Origin of the sequence: Ensifer sp. 22460, assembly GCF_052044935.1 — a bacterium.
In the GTDB taxonomy this organism is placed as follows: Bacteria; Pseudomonadota; Alphaproteobacteria; order Rhizobiales; family Rhizobiaceae; genus Ensifer.
The window spans coordinates 80,129-100,018 of sequence record NZ_JBQENZ010000001.1 but is presented as its reverse complement, the minus strand read 5'-3'; the positions used below and the strand labels follow the sequence as shown (position 1 = coordinate 100,018).

At 62.3% G+C, this 19,890-nt stretch carries 22 protein-coding genes; 7 read left to right on the top strand and 15 right to left on the bottom strand.

What is annotated here, in order from left to right; all coding sequences use genetic code 11:
* Positions 1 to 45: 45 nt before the first annotated feature.
* Positions 46 to 741, bottom strand: a complete 696-nt coding sequence (locus ACTJKM_RS00490) for a helix-turn-helix transcriptional regulator (RefSeq protein WP_058325546.1) — start codon at positions 739 to 741, stop codon at positions 46 to 48.
* A gap of 131 nt (positions 742 to 872) precedes the next feature.
* Here ACTJKM_RS00490 and ACTJKM_RS00485 point away from each other — a divergent pair, with 131 nt between their 5' ends.
* The 4 genes from ACTJKM_RS00485 to ACTJKM_RS00470 all read left to right on the top strand — a co-directional run bounded on the left by ACTJKM_RS00485 (position 873) and on the right by ACTJKM_RS00470 (position 4,045).
* Positions 873 to 1,505, top strand: coding sequence for a LysE family translocator (locus ACTJKM_RS00485; RefSeq protein WP_057250487.1), 633 nt, complete (start codon positions 873 to 875; stop codon positions 1,503 to 1,505).
* Between the two features lie 236 nt (positions 1,506 to 1,741).
* Positions 1,742 to 2,188 (top strand): c-type cytochrome, encoded by a 447-nt coding sequence (locus ACTJKM_RS00480; RefSeq protein ID WP_057250485.1) that lies wholly within the window; start codon positions 1,742 to 1,744, stop codon positions 2,186 to 2,188.
* A gap of 109 nt (positions 2,189 to 2,297) precedes the next feature.
* A complete protein-coding gene (locus tag ACTJKM_RS00475) occupies positions 2,298 to 3,212 on the top strand; it encodes a cytochrome c (protein ID WP_058320329.1) in 915 nt (304 codons plus the stop codon).
* Between the two features lie 158 nt (positions 3,213 to 3,370).
* Complete coding sequence (locus ACTJKM_RS00470) at positions 3,371 to 4,045, top strand: nitroreductase family protein (RefSeq protein WP_440635512.1); 675 nt, start codon at positions 3,371 to 3,373, stop codon at positions 4,043 to 4,045.
* A gap of 110 nt (positions 4,046 to 4,155) precedes the next feature.
* On the opposite strand, the gene ACTJKM_RS00465 is transcribed toward ACTJKM_RS00470, so the two are convergent.
* The 8 genes from ACTJKM_RS00465 to ACTJKM_RS00430 all read right to left on the bottom strand — a co-directional run bounded on the left by ACTJKM_RS00465 (position 4,156) and on the right by ACTJKM_RS00430 (position 12,987).
* Complete coding sequence (locus ACTJKM_RS00465) at positions 4,156 to 4,743, bottom strand: DJ-1/PfpI family protein (RefSeq protein ID WP_440635511.1); 588 nt, start codon at positions 4,741 to 4,743, stop codon at positions 4,156 to 4,158.
* A 10-nt stretch (positions 4,744 to 4,753) separates the two neighbouring features.
* Positions 4,754 to 5,257 carry a GNAT family N-acetyltransferase gene (locus ACTJKM_RS00460; protein ID WP_113132810.1) on the bottom strand — a complete coding sequence of 168 codons (504 nt, stop codon included), beginning with the start codon at positions 5,255 to 5,257 and terminating at the stop codon, positions 4,754 to 4,756.
* A 217-nt stretch (positions 5,258 to 5,474) separates the two neighbouring features.
* Positions 5,475 to 5,888: a MerR family transcriptional regulator gene (locus ACTJKM_RS00455; protein ID WP_113132809.1), complete on the bottom strand. Its 414-nt coding sequence runs from the start codon at positions 5,886 to 5,888 to the stop codon at positions 5,475 to 5,477.
* Positions 5,889 to 6,023: 135 nt separating this feature from the next.
* A complete protein-coding gene (locus ACTJKM_RS00450) occupies positions 6,024 to 6,638 on the bottom strand; it encodes a hypothetical protein (RefSeq protein ID WP_058325552.1) in 615 nt (204 codons plus the stop codon).
* A gap of 224 nt (positions 6,639 to 6,862) precedes the next feature.
* Positions 6,863 to 7,330 (bottom strand): hypothetical protein, encoded by a 468-nt coding sequence (locus ACTJKM_RS00445; protein WP_058325553.1) that lies wholly within the window; start codon positions 7,328 to 7,330, stop codon positions 6,863 to 6,865.
* A 206-nt stretch (positions 7,331 to 7,536) separates the two neighbouring features.
* Positions 7,537 to 9,870, bottom strand: coding sequence for a glucose/quinate/shikimate family membrane-bound PQQ-dependent dehydrogenase (locus ACTJKM_RS00440; protein WP_440635510.1), 2,334 nt, complete (start codon positions 9,868 to 9,870; stop codon positions 7,537 to 7,539).
* Between the two features lie 401 nt (positions 9,871 to 10,271).
* A complete protein-coding gene (locus tag ACTJKM_RS00435) occupies positions 10,272 to 11,777 on the bottom strand; it encodes a protein adenylyltransferase SelO (RefSeq protein ID WP_440635509.1) in 1,506 nt (501 codons plus the stop codon).
* A gap of 253 nt (positions 11,778 to 12,030) precedes the next feature.
* Entirely contained in the window at positions 12,031 to 12,987 is a 957-nt protein-coding gene (locus ACTJKM_RS00430; RefSeq protein WP_440635508.1) for a homocysteine S-methyltransferase family protein, read from the bottom strand.
* Positions 12,988 to 13,226: 239 nt separating this feature from the next.
* Here ACTJKM_RS00430 and ACTJKM_RS00425 point away from each other — a divergent pair, with 239 nt between their 5' ends.
* Positions 13,227 to 13,844 carry a TetR/AcrR family transcriptional regulator gene (locus ACTJKM_RS00425; RefSeq protein ID WP_057250469.1) on the top strand — a complete coding sequence of 206 codons (618 nt, stop codon included), beginning with the start codon at positions 13,227 to 13,229 and terminating at the stop codon, positions 13,842 to 13,844.
* On the opposite strand, the gene ACTJKM_RS00420 is transcribed toward ACTJKM_RS00425, so the two are convergent.
* The 5 genes from ACTJKM_RS00420 to gstA form a co-directional block, all read right to left on the bottom strand.
* The gene (locus ACTJKM_RS00420; RefSeq protein WP_440659810.1) at positions 13,841 to 14,359 is read right to left on the bottom strand and encodes a DUF1697 domain-containing protein; all 519 of its coding nucleotides are present in this window, start codon (positions 14,357 to 14,359) and stop codon (positions 13,841 to 13,843) included. The genes ACTJKM_RS00425 and ACTJKM_RS00420 overlap by 4 nt on opposite strands.
* Before the next feature lie 125 nt (positions 14,360 to 14,484).
* Positions 14,485 to 16,593 (bottom strand): S9 family peptidase, encoded by a 2,109-nt coding sequence (locus tag ACTJKM_RS00415; protein WP_440635507.1) that lies wholly within the window; start codon positions 16,591 to 16,593, stop codon positions 14,485 to 14,487.
* 147 nt (positions 16,594 to 16,740) lie between these two features.
* On the bottom strand, positions 16,741 to 16,953 hold the full coding sequence (locus ACTJKM_RS00410) for a tautomerase family protein (protein WP_440635506.1): 213 nt from the start codon (positions 16,951 to 16,953) through the stop codon (positions 16,741 to 16,743).
* Between the two features lie 10 nt (positions 16,954 to 16,963).
* Entirely contained in the window at positions 16,964 to 17,359 is a 396-nt protein-coding gene (locus tag ACTJKM_RS00405; RefSeq protein WP_058320319.1) for a nuclear transport factor 2 family protein, read from the bottom strand.
* Entirely contained in the window at positions 17,356 to 17,958 is a 603-nt protein-coding gene (gene gstA, locus ACTJKM_RS00400) for a glutathione transferase GstA (protein WP_440635505.1), read from the bottom strand. Before gstA ends, ACTJKM_RS00405 begins: the two co-directional genes overlap by 4 nt.
* Positions 17,959 to 18,075: 117 nt before the next feature.
* Between gstA and ACTJKM_RS00395 the strand changes: the two genes are divergently transcribed.
* Entirely contained in the window at positions 18,076 to 18,480 is a 405-nt protein-coding gene (locus tag ACTJKM_RS00395; protein WP_058320317.1) for a winged helix-turn-helix transcriptional regulator, read from the top strand.
* Positions 18,481 to 18,505: 25 nt separating this feature from the next.
* Here ACTJKM_RS00395 and ACTJKM_RS00390 read toward each other — a convergent pair whose 3' ends face one another.
* The gene (locus ACTJKM_RS00390; RefSeq protein ID WP_057250456.1) at positions 18,506 to 19,426 is read right to left on the bottom strand and encodes a LysR family transcriptional regulator; all 921 of its coding nucleotides are present in this window, start codon (positions 19,424 to 19,426) and stop codon (positions 18,506 to 18,508) included.
* A 148-nt stretch (positions 19,427 to 19,574) separates the two neighbouring features.
* On the opposite strand from ACTJKM_RS00390, the gene ACTJKM_RS00385 reads away from it, so the two are divergent.
* Entirely contained in the window at positions 19,575 to 19,847 is a 273-nt protein-coding gene (locus ACTJKM_RS00385) for a DUF2798 domain-containing protein (protein ID WP_058325557.1), read from the top strand.
* Positions 19,848 to 19,890 lie beyond the last annotated feature (43 nt).

Genomic DNA, 19,890 nt, shown 5'->3' with positions numbered 1-19,890 from the left:
TGCGCCGGGTCTTTTCATTTGGGCTGCGCTCCGGCAATAGATGCGTCAGGCCGCGGTCGGTGGCGTTTTCCAGCCGCTGACCCAGAGTTCCCTCAGGCGGTTGCCTTCGCCCGGAAAATATGCGCCCGCCGCCTCGCAATGTTCGACGCGGTCGGCGCGGAAATTGCGGATAGCCTGCCGCAATTCGCACCAGGCAACGATGTTGGCAGTTTCGGAATAGTAGATCAGCGCCACCGGCCGGATCATCCGCTCCGTCGCGCGGCCGAGTTCGTCGCGATAGTTGAGTTCGAGCTTCTGCTCGTCGCGGATCGCCCGGCGCACCAAAGCGAGATCGATGCCGGCGGGCGAAGGGGCGATCGTTCCCCAGGCATGCAGCGCCTGGGAACGGAAGGCGAGCCGGAGCGGCTCGGGCACCGCGGCTGTGATCTTCTTGTTGACGCGGCCGGCTGCCGCCTTCAGTTCTTCGTCGCCGGTCCGCGACAGCAGCGCCAGCGCCACGGCGATCGCTTCCGTTTCTTCGATCGAGAACATCAGCGGCGGCAGGTCGAAACCGGGCCTGAGGATATAGCCGATGCCGCGGCCGCCCTCGATCGGCACCCGCATCGCCTGAAGTGCTGCGATATCGCGGTAGATCGAGCGCACCGTCACCTCCAGCGTCTCGGCCATCGCCGCGCCGGTCACGGGCTTTCGCGCAAGCCTGAGGATCTGGATGATCTCGAAAAGCCGTGCCGCCTTGCGCATCGAAAACCGCTCCCGTCGTCAACGCTCCTGACAATACCTTGTCAGTTGCCCGGATTTATACCATCAGCCAACGAATTGAAAAAACAGCAATTCGTATAGAGAAATGAAAAATCAGGCGACGGACAACTGACATGACCTACACGGAAAATCTCTGGCTCTTCTTCACCTTGCTGTTCGGCATCATCATCGTGCCGGGCATGGACATGGTCTTCGTTCTGGCGAACTCGCTGACCGGCGGCCGGGCCTCCGGCCTGTCGGCGACGGCCGGCATCATGGCGGGCGGCGTGCTGCACACGCTCTATGCGGCGCTCGGGGTCAGCGTCATCCTGCATCTGGTGCCTGGTCTCTTCAACGTGCTGCTCGTCGCCGGTGCTGCCTATATCGCCTGGATCGGCTTTTCGCTCGTCAGGAGTTCGATCACCATCGGCGGCATCGAAGGCTCGGGGAAGCTCTCGCGCTGGGCGAGTTTCCGGCAGGGTGCGCTGACGAGCCTGATGAACCCCAAGGCCTATCTCTTCATGCTGGCGGTCTATCCGCAGTTCCTCAAACCCCAGTTTGGGCCGATCTGGTCGCAGGCTCTGGTCATGGCCGCAATGATCGCGACAACGCAGCTCGCGATCTATGGCGGCCTGGCGCTTGCCGCCGGCCGCGGTCGTGATTTCCTGGTTGGCAGCCCCGGCGCAACGATGTGGATCGGCCGCGCCGCCGGCGTGGTGCTCATTCTGGTCGCGGCGTTCACCATCTGGCAGGGCTGGGCGAACTGATGTCCATCGTGGCCGCGAGTGAAGTATAAACATGATTATAAATGTCATATTTATACTTCTGACCGGTCGAAATCCCGGAAATACGAGGCGATCATTGGAAATTCTGCTGTCGTAACAAGCACATCAAAAAAATGTTACTTCCGCAGAATAATCAAGATGACATCATGCCGGCGCATTGGACATGAAGGCTTGCCAGGCAGATTCGCCAAACAGATTTGATTGACCGGGAGAACCTGATGAAAATACGCGCACTGATGTTGGCTGCCGCTCTTGCGGGCCTGGGGGTTACTGCCGTCACGGCAGCCGACGAGCCGCAGGTGGTTCGTCAGCAGCTGATGAAAAAGGTGGGTGCGGCGACCGGCGCGCTTGCCGGCATCGCCAAAGGTGAGAAACCCTATGACGCCGAGGTCGTCAAAGCGTCGCTGACGACGATCAGCGAAACGATAAAGACCTTCCCTGACCATTTCCCGGCCGGTTCGGAGACGGGGCATGAGACCGAGGCGAGCCCGAAGATCTGGGTAAACATGGATGACTTCAAGGCCAAGGCCGCCAAGCTCGGCACGGATACCGCGACGGTTCTGGCACAGCTCCCGGCTGACCAGGCCGGAGTCGGCGCGGCCCTTGGCGGCATCGGCAAGGACTGCGGCAGCTGTCATGAGAGCTATCGCCTGAAGAAGGATTAAGGGGCGGCGACGTCGCATCATGTTGACTAGGGAGGCACGCGACTTCGAGCCGCGTGCCTCTATCTGCATTTAGAGCCGGCCCGCCTGCGGCTAGGCATGAGGGGTGACAATGGGGCGTCGCACGAGAAAGCTGATTTCGGGTCTTGTGGTGCTGGGCGTCGTGGGTGGAGCAGCCTTCTGGTGGCTGACGAAGCCGGCGCCGTGGAGTGCGTCTCATTGGGAGGGGCTCGGGGAACCGGATCTTGCCAACGGCGAACAGGTTTTCTGGGCCGGCGGCTGCGTGAGCTGTCACGCCAAGCGGGGCGCCGAAGGTGACGCTCGTCTCGTTCTTTCCGGCGGCGCCCCGTTGAAGAGCCCGTTCGGAACCTTCCATGCGCCGAACATCTCGCCTGACGAGACCGCCGGCATCGGCGGGTGGACGCTTGCGGACTTCGGCAATGCGATGACCCGCGGCGTGGGACGCAACGGCGAGCATCTCTATCCGTCCTTCCCCTATGGCTCCTATACGCGCATGACGACCAAGGACGTCAACGATCTCTGGGGTTTCATGAAGACCCTGCCGAAGAGCGCGGACGTGGCGCCGCCGCACGAACTGCCGTTCCCCTACAACATGCGGGTGGCATTGGGCGGCTGGAAGCTGCTGTTCCTGACAGACAAGCCACGTGTCGCGGTGGACGCCAACGATCCAAAGCTTGCCCGCGGCCAGTATCTCGTCGAGGGGCCGGGCCATTGCGGCGAGTGCCATACGCCCCGTAATGCGATTGGCGGTTTCGAGCCCAATCAGTGGCTGGCCGGCGCGCCGAATCCGGAGGGCCAGGGCCGCATCCCCGACATCACGCCCGGTTCCAAGAGCATCGGCGGCTGGAGTGCATCGGATATCGCCTCCTATCTGGAAACCGGCTTCACGCCGGAATTCGATTCCGTCGGCGGCTCGATGGTCGAGGTGCAGAAGAACATGGCGAAACTGACGCCGGCCGACCGGGAGGCGATTGCCGCCTATCTCAAGGCGGTCCCGGCGCTCTGACCCTTGATCTTCGCGTAGAGGCGCGCTCAATTCCTTCTGCATGCTTTCCCCGATCGTCACCGGTTGAGGGGAAAACATGCAGGCATTCAAAGTGCTGCAGCGACCGTTGTGCGTCGAGAGGCGCGCGCGTTGCTGCAGGACAACGAGGAGGAGACTGAATGCGCCCACACGAAACCGTGCCCTATGACCAGTGGATCGAGCGCAGCCCCGAGGAGATGGCGACGCGTGCCGCTGACTTCTACGACGAGATCAACCGTCGGCGCACCACACGCTATTTCAGCGATCGCGCCGTGCCGCGGGAGGTGATCGAAACCTGTCTGAAGGCGGCCGGCACGGCGCCGAGTGGTGCCAATCATCAGCCCTGGCATTTCACGGTCATCGAGAGCGCCGCGATCAAGGCCGAGGTGCGCCGCGCGGCGGAAGAGGAAGAGCGCATCTTTTATCGGGATAAGGCACCGCAGGAATGGCTCGACGCATTGGCGCCACTGGGCACGGACGAGGACAAACCTTTTCTTGAGACCGCTCCCTACCTGATCGTCATATTCTCGCAGAAGCGCGGCGGCCCCAATCCGGGCGACCTGAAGAAGAACTACTACATCAACGAAAGTGTCGGCATCGCCACGGGTATCCTGATCACGGCGCTGCATCATGCCGGGCTCGCGACACTCACCCATACACCGGCGCCAATGAATTTCCTCAATGAGATCTGCGGCCGACCGGAAAGTGAAAAGCCGTTCCTGATCCTGGTTGTCGGTTATCCCGCCCCGGATGCGACCGTTCCGGTCGCCGGCAAGGTGAAGAAACCGCTCAATCAGATCTCGAACTGGCTCTAGAGCATCCTGCCCTCAAGTGGAATCGCTGTGGGCAGAAAGATGCTCTAGAATCAAAATGCTAGAGCGACCTTTGTGCGTTCATAAGAACGCACGGCGCTCTAGCGCAAGTCTCAGCCGACGCTGCCGCTTTCATTCGTCCGATGCTCGTGTCCGTAGAGCGCGAGAAAGCCGTCGAGTTCCGTCGAGCCAAGGCCAAGTCCGTGCAGGATCTCGCCGGCAAAACTGATCGGCGCGGTTCCGGCGGCAGTGACGACGTGGCCGCTGCACAGTGCCTGCGACTGATCGCGATAGTGCGGCCCACCGCGATAGCCGGGCAGCGCTGCAAGGCTTTCGGCGCTATTGCCGGTGTGGTCGATGCCGTTGAGAAGACCGCTTGTGGCGAGCGCATTGACACCACCGCAAATGGCCGCGACCACGCGCCTGTCGCGATCGAAAGCGCGGATCGTTGCTGAGAGATCAGGAGCCTCATTCGTGTCCCAGATCGATCCGCCGCAGATCACCAAGCCATCGAAGCCCGCAGGATCGAGCGCGTCGATCGACAGATGCGCCGAGACGTCGAGCCCGCCCATCGACGTCACGCGTGCGCCGTCGGCGGTGGCGACCTCGACATCGATACCGAGATGGGTGCGCGCCGCCGCCATCAACAGCGCACATTCCCAATCGGCGAAGCCTTCACAGAGCACGATTGCAAGACGCATCGGTCCGTCCTCATCCAAGCTTTTGCATATAGCGCATGCCGGTCACCGGACGAGGCACGAAGCGTTCGGATTCGTAGAAATGATGCGCCTGGAAATTGCCCGTGGCGGCGCTGACCGAAAGGAAGTCGCAGCCGGCCATCTTCGCCTGCTCGCGCGCCTTGGCAACGAGGTGACGGCCGATGCCGGTGCCGCGGCTTTCAGGGCGAACGAAAAGGTGATGCAGTTCCATGCCGCGTGCGCCTTCGGCAGCCCGGTAGATCGGCACAAGGATCGCGTAACCGATCAGGCGGTTGCCGGCCTCGGCGACGAGTGCCGTGATCCAGGGCGTGCGGCCGAAGAGATCGCGTTCAAGCTGTTCGGGCGTGATCGGCGCCGCGTCGCCGTGATGGGCGGAAAGTTCCGCGATCATGTCGCGCAGTTCCGGCAGGTCGCGCTGCTTGGCGCAGCGGATGGTGATCATCGGCGGTCGCGTTGCCGGTGTCGAATGTAGGGTAGGGATGGCGGTCTGTAGCATGTCTTGGCTCCTCGGGTTTTCTCGCCATCAGGAGCCGGAAAAACAAAAGCCGCCTGATGGCGGCCTTGTTGAATATGATCAGCAGGCCGCTCCTATCGGAACAGCCAAAAATACACGCGGCAAATGGGTGCGTTCTTGATCATGGGCGCTAGATTGTTCGTTTTCGCGATTTTGTCAACGGGAATTTTTTCGCGCGAGCGACCGTGGCGCGGCAGTCTCAGTGCTCGTTCTCGCACATCGAGTGGTCGGCCAGGGCCCGGATCACATAGCAGTCACCCACCGTGTGGTTGCCGTCGCAGGCGACGATGCGTTCCAGTTCCTGCTCCAGCTTCTTCAGCCGGGCGATCTTCTCGCGAACGGTCGCCAGATGCTCGCTGGCGATCCGGTCGGCCTCGCCGCACGGGCGCTCCGGGTGTTGGCTGAGGGCGAGCAAGTCGCGGATGGAATCGATCGACAGGCCGAGGTCGCGCGCATGGCGGATGAAGGCCAGCCGCTCGAGCTCGCTTTTCACATAGCGCCGCTGGTTGCCTTCGGACCGTTCGGGTGCCGCGATCAGCCCCATCTGCTCGTAATAGCGGATCGTAGGAATTTTGACGCCGGTGCGCCGTGAGAGATCGCCGATGGAATACATGCTCGCCTCAAACCTATAGCTTCTGGAGCGATAGATAATGACACGCTGCCTTGTGTCAATGGCAGTGGGAGGGAAGGGGCCGGCTGGGCCCTTCCCGAATGTAGAGACTGTGGCGCCGGCAAATCCTGGCCTGACCTACTCGAACAGCGCCAGAAACTCGTCAGAAAGGTCGCGCCTGCAAATGGCTACCGTCTGGCGCACCTTCAAGTCGATGGGATACCAAACGGTTGCCCCGGTCGCACCGCATACCGCCTTGGGGACAATGTAGGAACCGTCAGCCGCATAACTCTTCGGACTGGGATCACCTTCTCCAACCGGATGCAGCAGCATTTCCGGTTTCTGTCTCTTGGCGTCTTTGATCTCCGCTTTGGCTATGGGCATCCGCACGAGAGCAAGGCGATAGTGAAGATCAGAGAGTTTGCTGTTTTGCTCGTCTCGATCGCGAAGTTGCTCGCAGGCCGCGCGTATCGGCTCATAGCTCGCAAGGATCCAACTGTCTGACAAGGCGCTGATCAGGTCGGTAGCGAAGCTCAGTCGATCGCCCTGAGATGTGTTGATATCGTCCCAGTGCTCGCTCTCAAGTTGACGCAAAATCAAATCCAGCTTGCTAGCCGTAGAGATGGAAAGGCTATGCGCGACGCCGGTCATTGCTCCCAAGCTGTGCATTACGCTGACCCATTTCTTCGCTGCCTCCGGATGATTGTTCAGCCCGAGCAAGTAAATCGATTGAATGAGTACGGTCGCCTTCATGCACGGTTCCTCTGAAGCTTGAGGCTACAAGCTCGGGGAGTGTTCTTCAACGCTAGGGGAGCACAAACGACCGGTGGGCAGTACAGTGGCCGCCAGTGTGTTCAACCCGTCGCCAAGAACCTCACGCCAGAGGTGATCGAAAACCGCGTTGTAGACGGTGACGTCCAGCCAAAGCGGCGTGGCGGCGTCGAATTCCGGCTGATGCCACTCTTCGCGCCGATTGCTCAGAGGATGTCGTCGCCGGCATTCGCGATGCCCGTAACGGCGTCATCACGTTGCTTTTCGACACCCATCGCCCGTTCGATCGCCTGGCGGACTTCGTCCTCGACAGCCTTCCGCTGCTCGGGATCCATCGCCTTGAGGTCTTCTTCGCCAAGACCAAGCGATTCCAGGATCTGCGCACGGATCTGTTCCGCCAGGCTCATCTTCGCGCGCTTCAGGAAATCGTCGCTGACCGAGTTGCCTGATGGAGCCGCCCCTTCCTTGTCCGTGATTGAGGCCGTGCCGGCTTCGTCGCGGGTTGCGGTTGCCCACAAGGCGTTGGAGAGCGCGTTCGACGTCGACGGCGGCGCGATCGTCGGGGCTTGGCGCGGGCGCGCGTCGGTGCCGGTCTCTTCGATCGGCGAAACCGTACCCATCTGCTGGCGGCGCTGGGAGAAATAGTAGTTCGAGATGCTGTTGTCGATCTTCATGGGAATCCCCCGGAATCTGTCGTCCGGGGGAAGCTGCTATTGTCGGCTTGCGCGGAGCTTGCCGCTGCAACCTTCTGGCGAGAGCGACAGCGCCGCGCGTACTGTAGGACGCGCAAAGGTCGCCGTAGCACTTTGAATTGCTGCATGTTTTTGTCCTTTAATCGGCTACGGCCAAAGGAAACATGCAGTCGATACCTTCTCGCCTTTCAGGGCAGGGTGTAGGCGATGATGTAATCGCCGGGCCTGGTGCCGACCGAGCCGTGGCCCCCGGCGACGATCAGCACATATTGCTTGTCGCCGACCGCATAGCTCATCGGTGTCGACTGGCCGCCGGCGGGCAGGCGTGCTTCCCAGAGCTGACGGCCGGTCGTCAGGTCATAGGCGCGCAAATAGTCGTCGACCGCGGCGCCGAGGAAGGCGAGGCCGCCCTTGGTGATCATTGGTCCGCCGATACCCGGCACACCCACCTTGAACGGCAATGGCAGCGGCGTCATGTCCTCGACGGTGCCATTCTTGTGCTTGTAGGCGATCTTGCCGGTTCGAAGATCCGCGCCGGCGACATAACCCCATGGCGGCGCCTGGCAGGGAATGCCAAGCGGCCCGAGGAAGGGGCCCATGAAGACACCATAGGGCGCGCCGTCGTTGCGGTTGAGGCCCTGTTCCGACCCCTTCTCGTCCTGCCCCTTGGGCGGAACCTGGGCGCGGGGCACCAAACGCGAGGTGAAGGCAAGGTAGGTCGGCATGCCGAACATCACCTGCCGTTCCGGATCGATGGCGACGGAGCCCCAATTGAAGGTGCCGAAGTTGCCGGGATAGACGAGCGTCCCTTCGATTGACGGCGGCGTGTAGCGCCCCTCGTATTTCAGCGACCGGAACTCGATGCGGCAGGCAAGCTGGTCGAAGAGCGTGACGCCCCACATGTCCTTCTCCTGCAACGGCGCAGGCATGAAGGTGAGGCCGGAGACCGGCTGCGTCGGCGCGGTGAAATCCTCAGCGATCGCTCCGCCCGGCGCCTGAACCTCCTCAACCGGGATGATCGGCTCGCCGCTCCTGCGGTCGAGCACGTAGATATCGCCCTGTTTCGTCGGCCCGACCAGCGCCGGCACCACGGTGCCGTCTTCCTTGGTGATGTCGAGCAGGGCCGGCTGCGCCGGCACGTCCATGTCCCAGAGGTCGTGATGCACGGTCTGGCGCACCCAGCGCACGGCGCCGGAGTTGATGTCGAGTGCAACGATCGAGGACGAGTATTTCTCGACGTGCTCGCTGCGGCCCATGCCCAGTTGGTCCGGCACCTGGTTGCCCATGGGGATGTAGACGAGGCCGAGGCCCTCGTCATAGCTGAACACCGACCAGCTGTTTGGCGAGTTGGTCGTGTAGGTTTGGCCCTCGGGAAGGGGCGTCGTCACATCCGGATTGCCGCTATCCCAGTTCCAGATCAGTGCGCCGGTGTTGGTATCGAAGGCGCGGATGACGCCGGATTGTTCCTGGGTCGAGTAGTTGTCGTTGACGGCGCCGCCGATGATGAGCTTGCCGGCAACGGCCACTGGCGGTGACGTCGAATAATAGTAGCCGGCCGGATTGTACTTCATGCCCGTTTCGAGATGCAGCACGCCGTTATCGGCAAAGCTGGTGCAGACGGAGCCGGTCGCGGCGTCGAGCGCGATCAGGCGCGCATCGGAGGTCGGCAGGTAGACCCGCTCGGCGCAGGGGCTGCCCGGCGCGGCAACCGGGTCGGCCCAATAGGTGACGCCGCGGCAGGTCTGATGCTGGCGGTCGGGGTTCATGCCCGAGTTGGAATCATACTTCCATTTTTCCTCACCGGTTGCGGCATCGAGCGCGATCGCCCAATTGTGCGGCGTGCAGGCATAGAGCGTGTCTTTGATCTTGAGCGGCGTGACCTGATAGGTCGTCTCCCCAACGTCGTCGGGCCGTTTGACGTCGCCTGTCTGGTACTGCCAGGCAACCCTCAGATTGCCGACATTGTCCGGCGTGATCTGGTTGAGGGGCGAATACCTTTGACCGAACGGCGTGCGCCCGTATTGATGCCATTCGCCCGGAGGCACCGAGCCTCCCAGCGGCGGGTTGGCGGCAACGATATCGCTTGGCAGATCGCCTCGGATATCGTGCGGATCCAGCATCAGGGCATAGCCCGCCACGCCGATCGAGATGAGTACGGCGATCGCCAGCGGCCAGGCGCTCACCGCATAGCGCTCGCCCGTAGGGCTCTGGAAGCCGAGTGGCTGACGGACGGCCGGCAGCAGCAGCCAGAGCCCCAGAAGCACGATGACGCCGCCGCGCGGGCCAAGCTGCCACCAGTCGAAGCCGACTTCCGAGATCGCCCAGCCGAGCGAGCCGACGATAATGAACGCATAGAGCCAGATCGCCGCCGATTTCCGCATGAACAGGAGCACGGCCGTCAGCAGGAAGCCGATACCGACGACGAGGTAGTAGGGGCTGCCGCCGAGTATCAGCAGCTTGGCCCCGCCGCCACCGAGCACGAGGCCGATGAGAGCGAAGACGATGGCCGTCAGGATGAGCATGATGGAAACTCCCGCATTGAAGAACGGTGCCGCGGCACGGTTTTTTCCATAACGCCGGTCCCCGTTCGGGGCCGCGTGAGACAGGTCGGTTTCGGAGTTGGCGGTCGCAAGCAACGTCGCGGCAGCCTGGCGTGGAATGGCGCGTTTGGCACCCTTACCGGTAGCACCTAACGCGCCGCACCTGCCTTTCAATAGCCACAATTTCGCAGCGCGGAAATTTAGAGGTATGCGATGGGGTTGTGCTCAAGGCGCCGAGGTAGCTGAAGGCAAGGCTGACATGCGCTTCGGCTCAACCCGCTGCCAGAGAAGCGGCACGGCCTTCGCAGCGCGCAAAAACAAGAAGATAGAGTATTTCGGTGAATCAAGACCGGAGGAACTATGCGGCTCGCTTCAGGCGGAGGTCACGTGCCGCAGAAGGTTCGCTGCACTTCCTCTTCGGGCTTTGGCGGCTCCTGGTAGGCGGCAAATTGCGGTTGATCCTCATAGGGCTTCGCGGTGACGTCAACCAGCGCTTCGAACAGCGAAAAGTCCGCGTCGTCGGTTGCCGCCGCGATCGCCTGTTCGATGCGGTGATTGCGGGGGATGTAGGCGGGGTTCACGGCCTTCATCGCCGCCGAGCGCGCTTCGGGCGTTGCCGTTTCGCGGGAAAGCCGTTGGCGCCAGTCCTGAAGCCATGGCTGGATTGCCTCGGCCGAGGCAAAGGTAGCGCTGAACATCGCATCGCCTGCCGGATCGCGGGCACTGTCGCACAGCCGCCGGAAGGTGAGAGTGAAATCGGCCTCGCCCTTGTGCATGGCGCTCAGCAGTGATTGCACGAGATCGAGATCGCTCTCTTCGCTCGTGACGAGCCCGATCTTGGTCCGCATGCCGTCGAGCCAATGGCGCTGGAAGGTTGCGCCGTATTCGCCGAGCGCATCGTTGGCCAGTTCGACCGCTGTGTCCGCGTTTTCGTCGAAGAGCGGCACCAGGGTCTCGGCCAGGCGGGCGAGGTTCCATTGGCTGATGCCGGGTTGGCTCGCATAGGCATAGCGGCCGATCTGGTCGATCGAGGAGAACACCTTCCTGGGGTCGTAGGCGTCCATGAAGGCACAGGGGCCGAAGTCGATCGTCTCGCCGGATATCGTCATGTTGTCGGTGTTCATCACGCCATGGATGAAGCCGACATGCAGCCAGCGGGCGATCAGCTCCGCCTGGCGCGCGGTCACCGCCTTGAAGAAGGCGAGATACGGCCGGTCCTTGTCCTTGATGTCGGGATAGTGCCGGTCGATCGCGTAATCGGCGAGGATCTTCACCGAAGCCATGTCGCCGCGCGCAGCGAAGAACTGGAAGGTGCCGACGCGCATGTGGCTGGCTGCAACGCGCGTAACGATGGCGCCGGGCAGGATCTGTTCGCGATAGACCGGTTGGCCGGTGACCACGGCCGCCAGCGCCCGTGTCGTCGGGATGCCGAGCGCAAACATCGCCTCGCTGACGATATACTCGCGCAGCACCGGCCCGAGCGCCGCGCGCCCGTCGCCACGGCGTGAAAACGGCGTCTGGCCCGGTCCCTTCAACTGAATGTCGCGCCGCGTTCCGTTGCGATCGATCACTTCGCCGAGCAGGATCGCCCGGCCGTCGCCAAGCTGTGGCACGAAGGTGCCGAACTGGTGGCCGGCATAGGCCATGGCGAGAGGTTCGGCGCCAACAGGCACACGGTTGCCGGAGAAGATCAGCGCACCTTCGCGCTCGAGCGCGGCGACGTCGAGCCCGAGCTCCTCGGCCAGGGACTTGTTGAGCTTGATCAGCCAGGGTTCTGCGACAGGGGTCGGCTCGACGCGGGCGAAGAACTGCTGCGGCAGCCGCGCATAGCTGTTGTCGAAGACAAAGGCTTCAGCATTTCCGGTCGGTGAGGGGGGAGCGTAGTTCATGATCAAGCGGTCAACGGCGTCTGCCGGGATAACCCGGGGCCGTCCTTTCCGCCCAAGTCTACACGAGATCACGATGATTGTGGGTCGGCGCGGCCAAAAATCATCGTGATCGATTCTTGGAAGTGAGCGGGATGCGGGCGGAAAGCCGCGCACGCATTCCTCATCCCTAACACTATGGCTTTGCGGGAGCCCAAAAACGCGGCGCCCTCCCGCGATTACTCGCGAGAGGGCCGGGAGGGCGAGGCCCCGTGCCTCAGGCGCTCAGCGCCGTCGGTGGAAGGCAGGCCTCGCAGATTGCCGCGATATGGCGATGATCGGTGCCGCAGCAGCCACCGAGGATGCGCAATCGTGGCAAATGCGCTGTCAGTGTTCTGTACCGCTGCCCGAGGTCGGCGGGATCGCCGGCATCGAGCGTTTCGCTATTGTCGAGTTCAGCATGGCTCATCATCGAGGCGTTGGCCCGGATGCCGGCAATGCGTTGCGTCCAGGTGCCTTCGGCGTCGAGGATTGTTTCGAAGTGGCTCGGATGGGCGCAGTTGATCATGTAGTAGTGCGGATAGCCGCCGGTCGCAGCGTCGACGGTCTCGATTGCGGCCTGAAGGCTGCGGCCGTCCGGTAGCCGGCCATCGGTCTCCACCGTGAAGGAGATGGCGCAGGGCATGCCGTGGCTCTGGGCCGCACGGGCAATGCCGGTCGCTTCGTCGATGCTGGTCAGCGTATAGGCGCTCACCATGTCCGCATCGCTGACGGCAAAGGCCGAGATTTGCGGCGAATGGTAGTCTTCGGCCTCGTCAGGGCTCATACGGCCCAGGCGGTAGCCGTCGCCACGCGGCCCGATCGCCCCGCTGAGCACGATCGGTGCCTGCGGGCGCTCGTATTCGGCGCGCAGTTCCGCAAGCATGTAGACGGCATTCTGGTTTGTGACGGCCAGGGCCTCGTCATTGTAGCCAAGTTTTACGCCCCAGTCCGAGCTTGCCCGCCATGTGGGCGTATCGAGCACGAAGCCGGTGCCATGTTGCTGAGCGATCGCGAGGTAGCGCGCGTAGTAGCTCAGCAACCGACGCCGCCCATCGGCGGTCGAAAGCAACACGAAGGCTGCGAAGTGTGGAAGCGTGACGCCTTCGTGGAAAATCAGCGTCGTCTCCATGCCGCCGTCGCTCAGGAACAGCCCACCCTTCAAGAGTGGCAGGCTCCGTCGGTATTTGGCCATGTCGGTCTCCACCGGTTCAGTCTTGCTGATGGGGCTCGGGGACGCCTCCAATCCCGCAGAACCACGTAAATTACTGCCTTTTTATCGTCTTCTAAACTAGACGACTTAAGGTATACTATTGCTAATATATCCGCATATTGTAGCGAAATCAGTCACTTACTGCGTTGGTTCCGTCACGGCGTCGTCGGCTGATGGCCCCTTCGTTGTCGGAAACCGCACCAATGGTAGGGCAGCCGCTAATGCGAAAGGGTGAGGAAACGCGAGCGAGAATCCTCGACACCGCGGAGGCGGCGGTGCTGGCGAAGGGTTTCGGCGCGACCTCGATCGACGAACTGATCGCCGAGATCGGCATTACCAAGAGCGGGTTCTTCTACCATTTCCGTGACAAGAACGAACTCGCCCGGGCGCTGCTCGAACGCTACATCGAGAACGACGAGCGCATCTACGATGAGATCTTCGGTCGAGCCCATCAGTTGGCCGACGACCCGCTGCAGGCGTTCCTGCTCGGTTTGAAACTGCTGTCCGAAACTCTGTCCGACCTGCCGAACGGCCACCCCGGATGTCTGGTTGCGGTGATGTGTACCCAGGAGCGCGCCTTCGATCGCGAGATTCAGGAAATCAACCGGCAGGCGGCGTTGGCGTGGCGTCGACGCTTCGGCGCGATGTTCGCGGAGATCATGCGCGTCTATCGGCCCCGCGAACCGCTGGATGTCGATCAATTGGCCGACATGGTTTCGACCGTGCTCGAAGGCGGCATCATCCTGTCGAAAGCGCTGAAGCAGCCCGAAAGCCTGCCGCAGCAGTTGCTCGTACTCCGATCCCTGGTCCGGCTGCTGTTCCAGCCGGCCGCCGCCTAACCTTCCATCTCAAGCGCCAAAGCGGCGAGCTTGCGCACCGTATTGAGGTTGCGCGCGGTGCCGGCCTTTGCCGCCGGCAGCTTGAGCTTCGAACGTCCCGAGCCATTGGGGAAATGAATGTAGATTTCGTGTCCAGCCAACCGCACTTCCTCATCATCCGGGGCGACAAGCTTGTCGAGCGCGTCCGCGGGTGCGGGCTCCGAGAGGAACACGATGTGCAGCAGGTTGGGTTTGGCGTCCGGGAAAGGGGCGCGATCGGCGATCGCCTGCAATTGTGCGCCGGTCCGGACCATCACGCCCGGCGCCTTCCCGAACTTTTCGAGAAGGGCGCCGTCCAGCATTGCTGCTGCTTTGGCTGCCGGCAGATCCGAGCAGAACAGGACGTTGCCGCTCTGGATGTAGGTCTTGACGTCGGCAAAGCCGAGCCCCTCGCAGATTGCCTTCAGGTCTGCCATGGCGAGCGAAGTCGTGCCGCCGACATTGACGGCACGGAGCAGGGCGACATGGACGGGCATGGCAGTGCCTCCTAGATCACGATGATTTTGGGTCGGATCGACCCCAAATCCATCGTGATCGATTCCATAAGCTAGAGCGGGATGCGGGCGGAAAACCGCATACACTTTTCCTCATCCCGCACTGGTTACATCCTGCCGGCGACCTTGATCGCAAAGGCATACTCGAAGGCGATCTCTTCGAGCCGCTGGAAGCGCCCGGACGCGCCGCCATGGCCGGCATCCATGTTGGTCTTCATCAGGATCGGTTCGCTGCCGGTGGTCTTCTCGCGCAGCCGCGCGACCCACTTTGCCGGCTCCCAATAGGTGACGCGCGGATCGGTGAGGCCACCGAGCGCGAGGATCGCCGGGTAGGACTTTGCGCCGACATTGTCGTAGGGCGAGTAGCCGGCGATGATGTCGTAGAATTCGCGGCTTTCGATCGGGTTGCCCCATTCCGGCCATTCCGGCGGGGTCAGCGGCAGCGTGTCGTCGAGCATGGTGTTGAGCACGTCGACGAAGGGCACGGCGGCGATGATCCCGGTGAACTTCTCCGGAGCCATGTTGGCGATAGCGCCCATCAGCATGCCGCCGGCCGAGCCGCCCTCGGCAACGATCTTTGCGTAGGATGTGAACTTCTGCTGATTCAGATAGTCAGCGGCGGCGATGAAATCCTTGAAGGTATTGGTCTTCTTGGCCATCTTGCCGTCTTCGTACCAGGCAAAGCCGCGATCCTTGCCGCCGCGAATGTGGGCAATGGCGTAGACGAAGCCGCGATCGGCGAGCGACAGGCAATTGGTGTTGAAGCCGGCCGGAATGGTGATGCCGTAGGCGCCATAGCCATAGAGCAGGCAGGGGGCGGAGCCGTCGAGCGGCGTGTCCTTGCGATAGAGCAGCGTCACCGGCACTTCAGTGCCGTCCCAGGAGGGGGCGAAGACGCGCCGGGTGACATAGTCGTCCGGGTTGTGGCCGGAAGGCACCTCCTGGGTCTTCAGCAGCGTGCGTTGACGCGTCGCCATGTCGTAGTCGAAGAGCTGCGACGGCGTCGTCATCGAAGAGTAGGAGAAGCGGATGACGTCGGTATCGTATTCGGCGGCACCCGATAGGCCGAGCGAATAGGCCTCTTCGGCAAAGGCGATCGCATGTTCCTCTCCGGTCTTTCGGTCGCGGATGACGATTTCCGGCAGACCTTCGCGCCGCTGCAGCCAGACGAGATGACGGGCATAGGCCATGTGGCTGAGGATTAGCGTGCCGGGCTTGTGCGGCACCACCTCGCGCCAGCTCTCTTTGCCCGGTGCATTTACCGGCGCTTCCAAGATCTTGAAGTCCTTGGCGCCGTCGGCGTTGGTGAGGATGTAGAAGACGTCGCCGCCCTCGGTCATCGAGTATTCGAGCCCTGTGACGCGCTCGGCGACGAGCTTCGGTTCTGCCGTCAGGTCGCTGGTCGAAAGCAGCCGATATTCGCTCGTCTCGTGGTCATGGATGTCGATGTAGATGAAGTCGTCGAGCAGCGAGCCGCCGACCGACATGAAGAACCCCGGATCCGCTTCCTCATAGACCAGCCGGTCGTCCGCCTGGTTGGTGCCGAGCACGTGATGGAAAATCTTCGAAGGCCGGTGGTTGTCGTCGAGCACGGTATAGAAGAAGCTTTTGCCGTCCGGCGCCCAGGCGCCGCCACCGCCGGTGTTCTCGATGATATCGGTCAGGTCCTCGCCGGTGGCGAGATCGCGAACCCTCAGCGTGAAATATTCCGAGCCCTTGTCGTCATAGCCCCAGATTCCAAGGCTGTGGTCGGTCGAGTGGTCGAGACCCGCGAGGCGGAAATAGGCCTTGCCCTCGGCCTCCTTGTCGCCGTCGAGCAGCAGTTGGCGGATCGCCTCGTCCTTGTGGTCGCCTTTGCGCGGAATGCGGAAGTAACGCGGCTGCTCGCCGCCGGTGACATAGGCGTGGCCATAGGCAAACGGGCCGTCCTTGACCGGTATCGAGCTGTCGTCTTCCTTGATCCGGCCGCGCATCTCGGCAAACAACGCCTTTTGCAGCGCCTTCGTGTCGTCCATGGCCGCGTTCATATAGGCGTTTTCCGCTTCCAGGTGCTTGCGGATTTCCGGATCGAGGATCGAGGGATCGCGGAACATCGCCTGCCAATTGTCGGCGCGCAGCCAGGCATAGTCATCGGTACGGGTGATGCCGTGGCGCGTGTCGCTCACCGGCTTTTTTGCGGCGACGGGAGCTTTGGGGAGGTTGCTGAATACGGACAAGATGCGTCTCCGGGATCAATGCGGCGGGAGACAATGAGATAGAGAGCCTGCTGATGGGGATCAAGCGCAAAGGCTGGCAGCGGCCGAGCGTTCGCCGTTCTCTGGAGGCGGCCTTCCCCCTTGAGATGGGGGAAGGCCCTGCCATTCTTACGTTTTCGTCTTCGCCTGCCGCCGGTATTCCTCAACCGGCAGTCCGCCGACACCCCAGTCTTCGAGCGCTACCTCGTCTACGACGACGAAGGTGGTGGCGGGATCCTTGTTGAGTACGGTCTGAAGCAGATCGGACACGCCCTTGATCAGGGCGGCCTTCTGCTCGGCGGTCGCGCCCTCGCGGGTAATCTTGATGTTCACGTAAGGCATATGCCCCTCCTTACTTCGCGGGTTTGATGTCGTAGTGGAAGACCTTGGCGATGATCTGCCAGCGTCCTTCGACGAAGACAAGAGACAGAAGATCGGTGAAGGCCTTTTCGCCGATAGCGCATTGAACCTTCGCAAGTGCCGCCACCGGTCCCGCAAATTCGATGGAAAGGATCCGGTCTGCACGCACCTCACCACGACTGGCGGGCGAGGGGCGCTTGTCGACAACAGGAAAATATCGCTCCATGTCGAGCTCGAACAGGGAACCATCCGTCGCCGTGGCGTAGAGCGCTTTCGGATGGAAGACCTGCCTGAGGAGGCCGGTGTCGCTCCGGTAGAGCCCATCGAAGTAGCCTTGCAGCACCTCGATGACGGCGCCGAAGCGCGGATCGTTCGATGAGCCGCTCATGCCGCGATCAGCCCTTCGGCTTGCATTGCCGCCTGCACGGACGGGCGCTGGCCGACCCGTTGCATATAGGCTGTCAGGTGGGGCCAAGGGCCAAGCGAAATACCCGTGACGCTCGTCCAATTGACGACGGTGAAGAGATAGGCGTCGGCTACGGAAAAAGCGTCTCCGAGCAGATGGGCGCGCCCATCGGATAGCAGCGTCTCGACGTTGCCGAGGCGTTTGCCGACCTGCGCTGCGGCGGCTTCCTTTGCGTCGGCGCTCGCCGTCTTGCTGAACAGTGGCGAGAACGCCTTGTGCAATTCGGAAGCGATGAAGTTCAGTTGCTCCTGCAGGCAAGTGCGCTCCAGCGTACCGTTGGCGGGCGCCAGCCCGGCCTCAGGAAGACGGTCGGCAATATATTGCACGACGGCCGCACCCTCAGTGACGACGTCGCCGGTTTCCAGCACCAGCGCCGGCACATAGCCTTTGGGATTGATCGCCTTGAAATCGGCGCCGCCTTCGGTGAGGTGGGTCGTGGTGTCGACCTTGACGATCTCAAAATCGACGCCGGCCTCGCGCAGGCTGATATGGGGCGAGAGCGAGCAGGCGCCGGGGTGCAATGGTGGTCTCTGTCGAAGACGGGCGGAACCTAACCTCAGGCGATAACTTTTGTATATGAGATAACTTTATGTTACCGATGTTTCCGGTTTCCCCGCGGTAACTGGAGAATTTTGCCCATGAGCTTGAAAATTCGAAAGAATAGGGCCGCCCCCTTGCCGCCTACCTGCCCGGTCGGCGAGTGCATGGTCATGCTCGGCGGCGCCTGGGCGCCCAACATCATCTGGTATCTGAGCGGCGGTCCGCGTCGCTTCAGTGAGCTCAAGATTGATATCCCCGGGATATCGGCGAAGGTCCTGAGCACGCGACTGAAGGAGATGGAGGAGAAAGGCGCGATCGAACGGCGGATCGTGCCAACGTCACCGCCTTCGGTCGAATACAGGCTCAGCGACCTCGGTGAGGAATTCGTGCCGGCGATCCATGCGATCGTCGAAGTCGGCAATAAACTCAAGCTTCGCCGTGAGGCAAAGCTCGCGGAGGAAGCCGACCGGCAGAATGTCCCGCAGGCGGTGCCCGCCTTATAGCGTGGCTACCGGGCGATTGTGACGGCTACCACCGGCCCTTGAGCGACTGCACCGCATGGTCGATGAAGGCCCGAACCTTCGGTGTTTCCGCCTGGCGATCGGCAAAGCAGGCATAGAAGTCGAAGGGCTCGTGGTCGGTGTTGGCAACGCCTTCGCGAGGTGCGCCGCCAAACAGCGGCACGACCAGGCCGCGCTCCATCAGCGGCGCTGCGATAAAGGCTCCGAGGCGGGTGATGCCGGCGCCGGCGATCGCCATTTCGGCGAGCGTGTCGATGTCGTTACTGACGATCGTCGCCTTCAGTTCCGGCTCGAAGCGCAGGCCGTCGCGGGTGAATGCCCAGCGAAAGATGCGGCCGTGCCCGGCATAGCGATAGACGAGGCAATCGTGGTGGATGAGGTCTTCTGGCCGTTGCGGACGGCCGCGCCGCTCCAGATAGGATGGCGCGGCGCAGATGATCATCGGCACGGAAGCAAGCTTGCGGGCGATCAAGCCCTGTTCCAGTTGCAGACCGAAGCGCACACTGATGTCGATCCCTTCGCCGATATGGTCGATCTCCCGATCGGTGACGACGAGTTCGATCGAGACATCAGGATATTTGGCAGCGAAGGACGGCACCAGGGGTGCCACGACATGGCGGCCGAAGGCGACAGATGAAGCGATCTTGAGCGGTCCGCGCGGTTCGGCGTTGAGCGCCGAGACGGCAGCGGCTGCAAGCTCCAGTTCATGAACGACACCGCGTACCCGCTCGTAATAGATCCTGCCGCTCTCGGTGAGCCCGAGCTGGCGGGTTGTCCGGCTGAGCAGCCGACTGCCGAGCGTACGTTCAAGCCGCGCAATGTTCTGGCTTGCCGATGCGGGGGTGATCCCCAGCTTTCGCGCGGCCGCGGCGATGCTGCCCTCTTCGACGCTTCTGACGAAACTCTCCACCCCGCGCAGCGTGTCCATAATCCCATCCATCGAATATTGGTATCTATTCGATGGTTTTGCCTATTTCTGAAGGAGGCTGCAATGGCCTACATCGCCGCAGCGCGATCCGTATAGTTCGGTCCGAAGCGAGGGGGTGGTCCCCTCGGTCATCTCAGGAGAGCTTCTGATGGAAGACACCCTATCGGCTCCGCGGATCGCGCGTCGCCGCAAGTTGCCGCCCCGAGCGGCGCCCATCGCCTTTGCCTTCTTCATGTCGGCGATCATGGCGTTTCTGATGTGCTGCGTCATCGTCGGCGCCAACACAGGCATCGATGCCGGCTATCCGGCCCGCGTACTCAGCTCCTACGGGCTCGCGATGCCCGTCGCCTTCATCTGCGTGCTTCTCGTGCGACCGCTGGTTGCCAGGCTCGTCGGCGCAGTCTGCCGCCTGCCGGCCTGACAGGGCACCGTCCCGGAAAACCGGGACGGCGGTCCCCTGCATC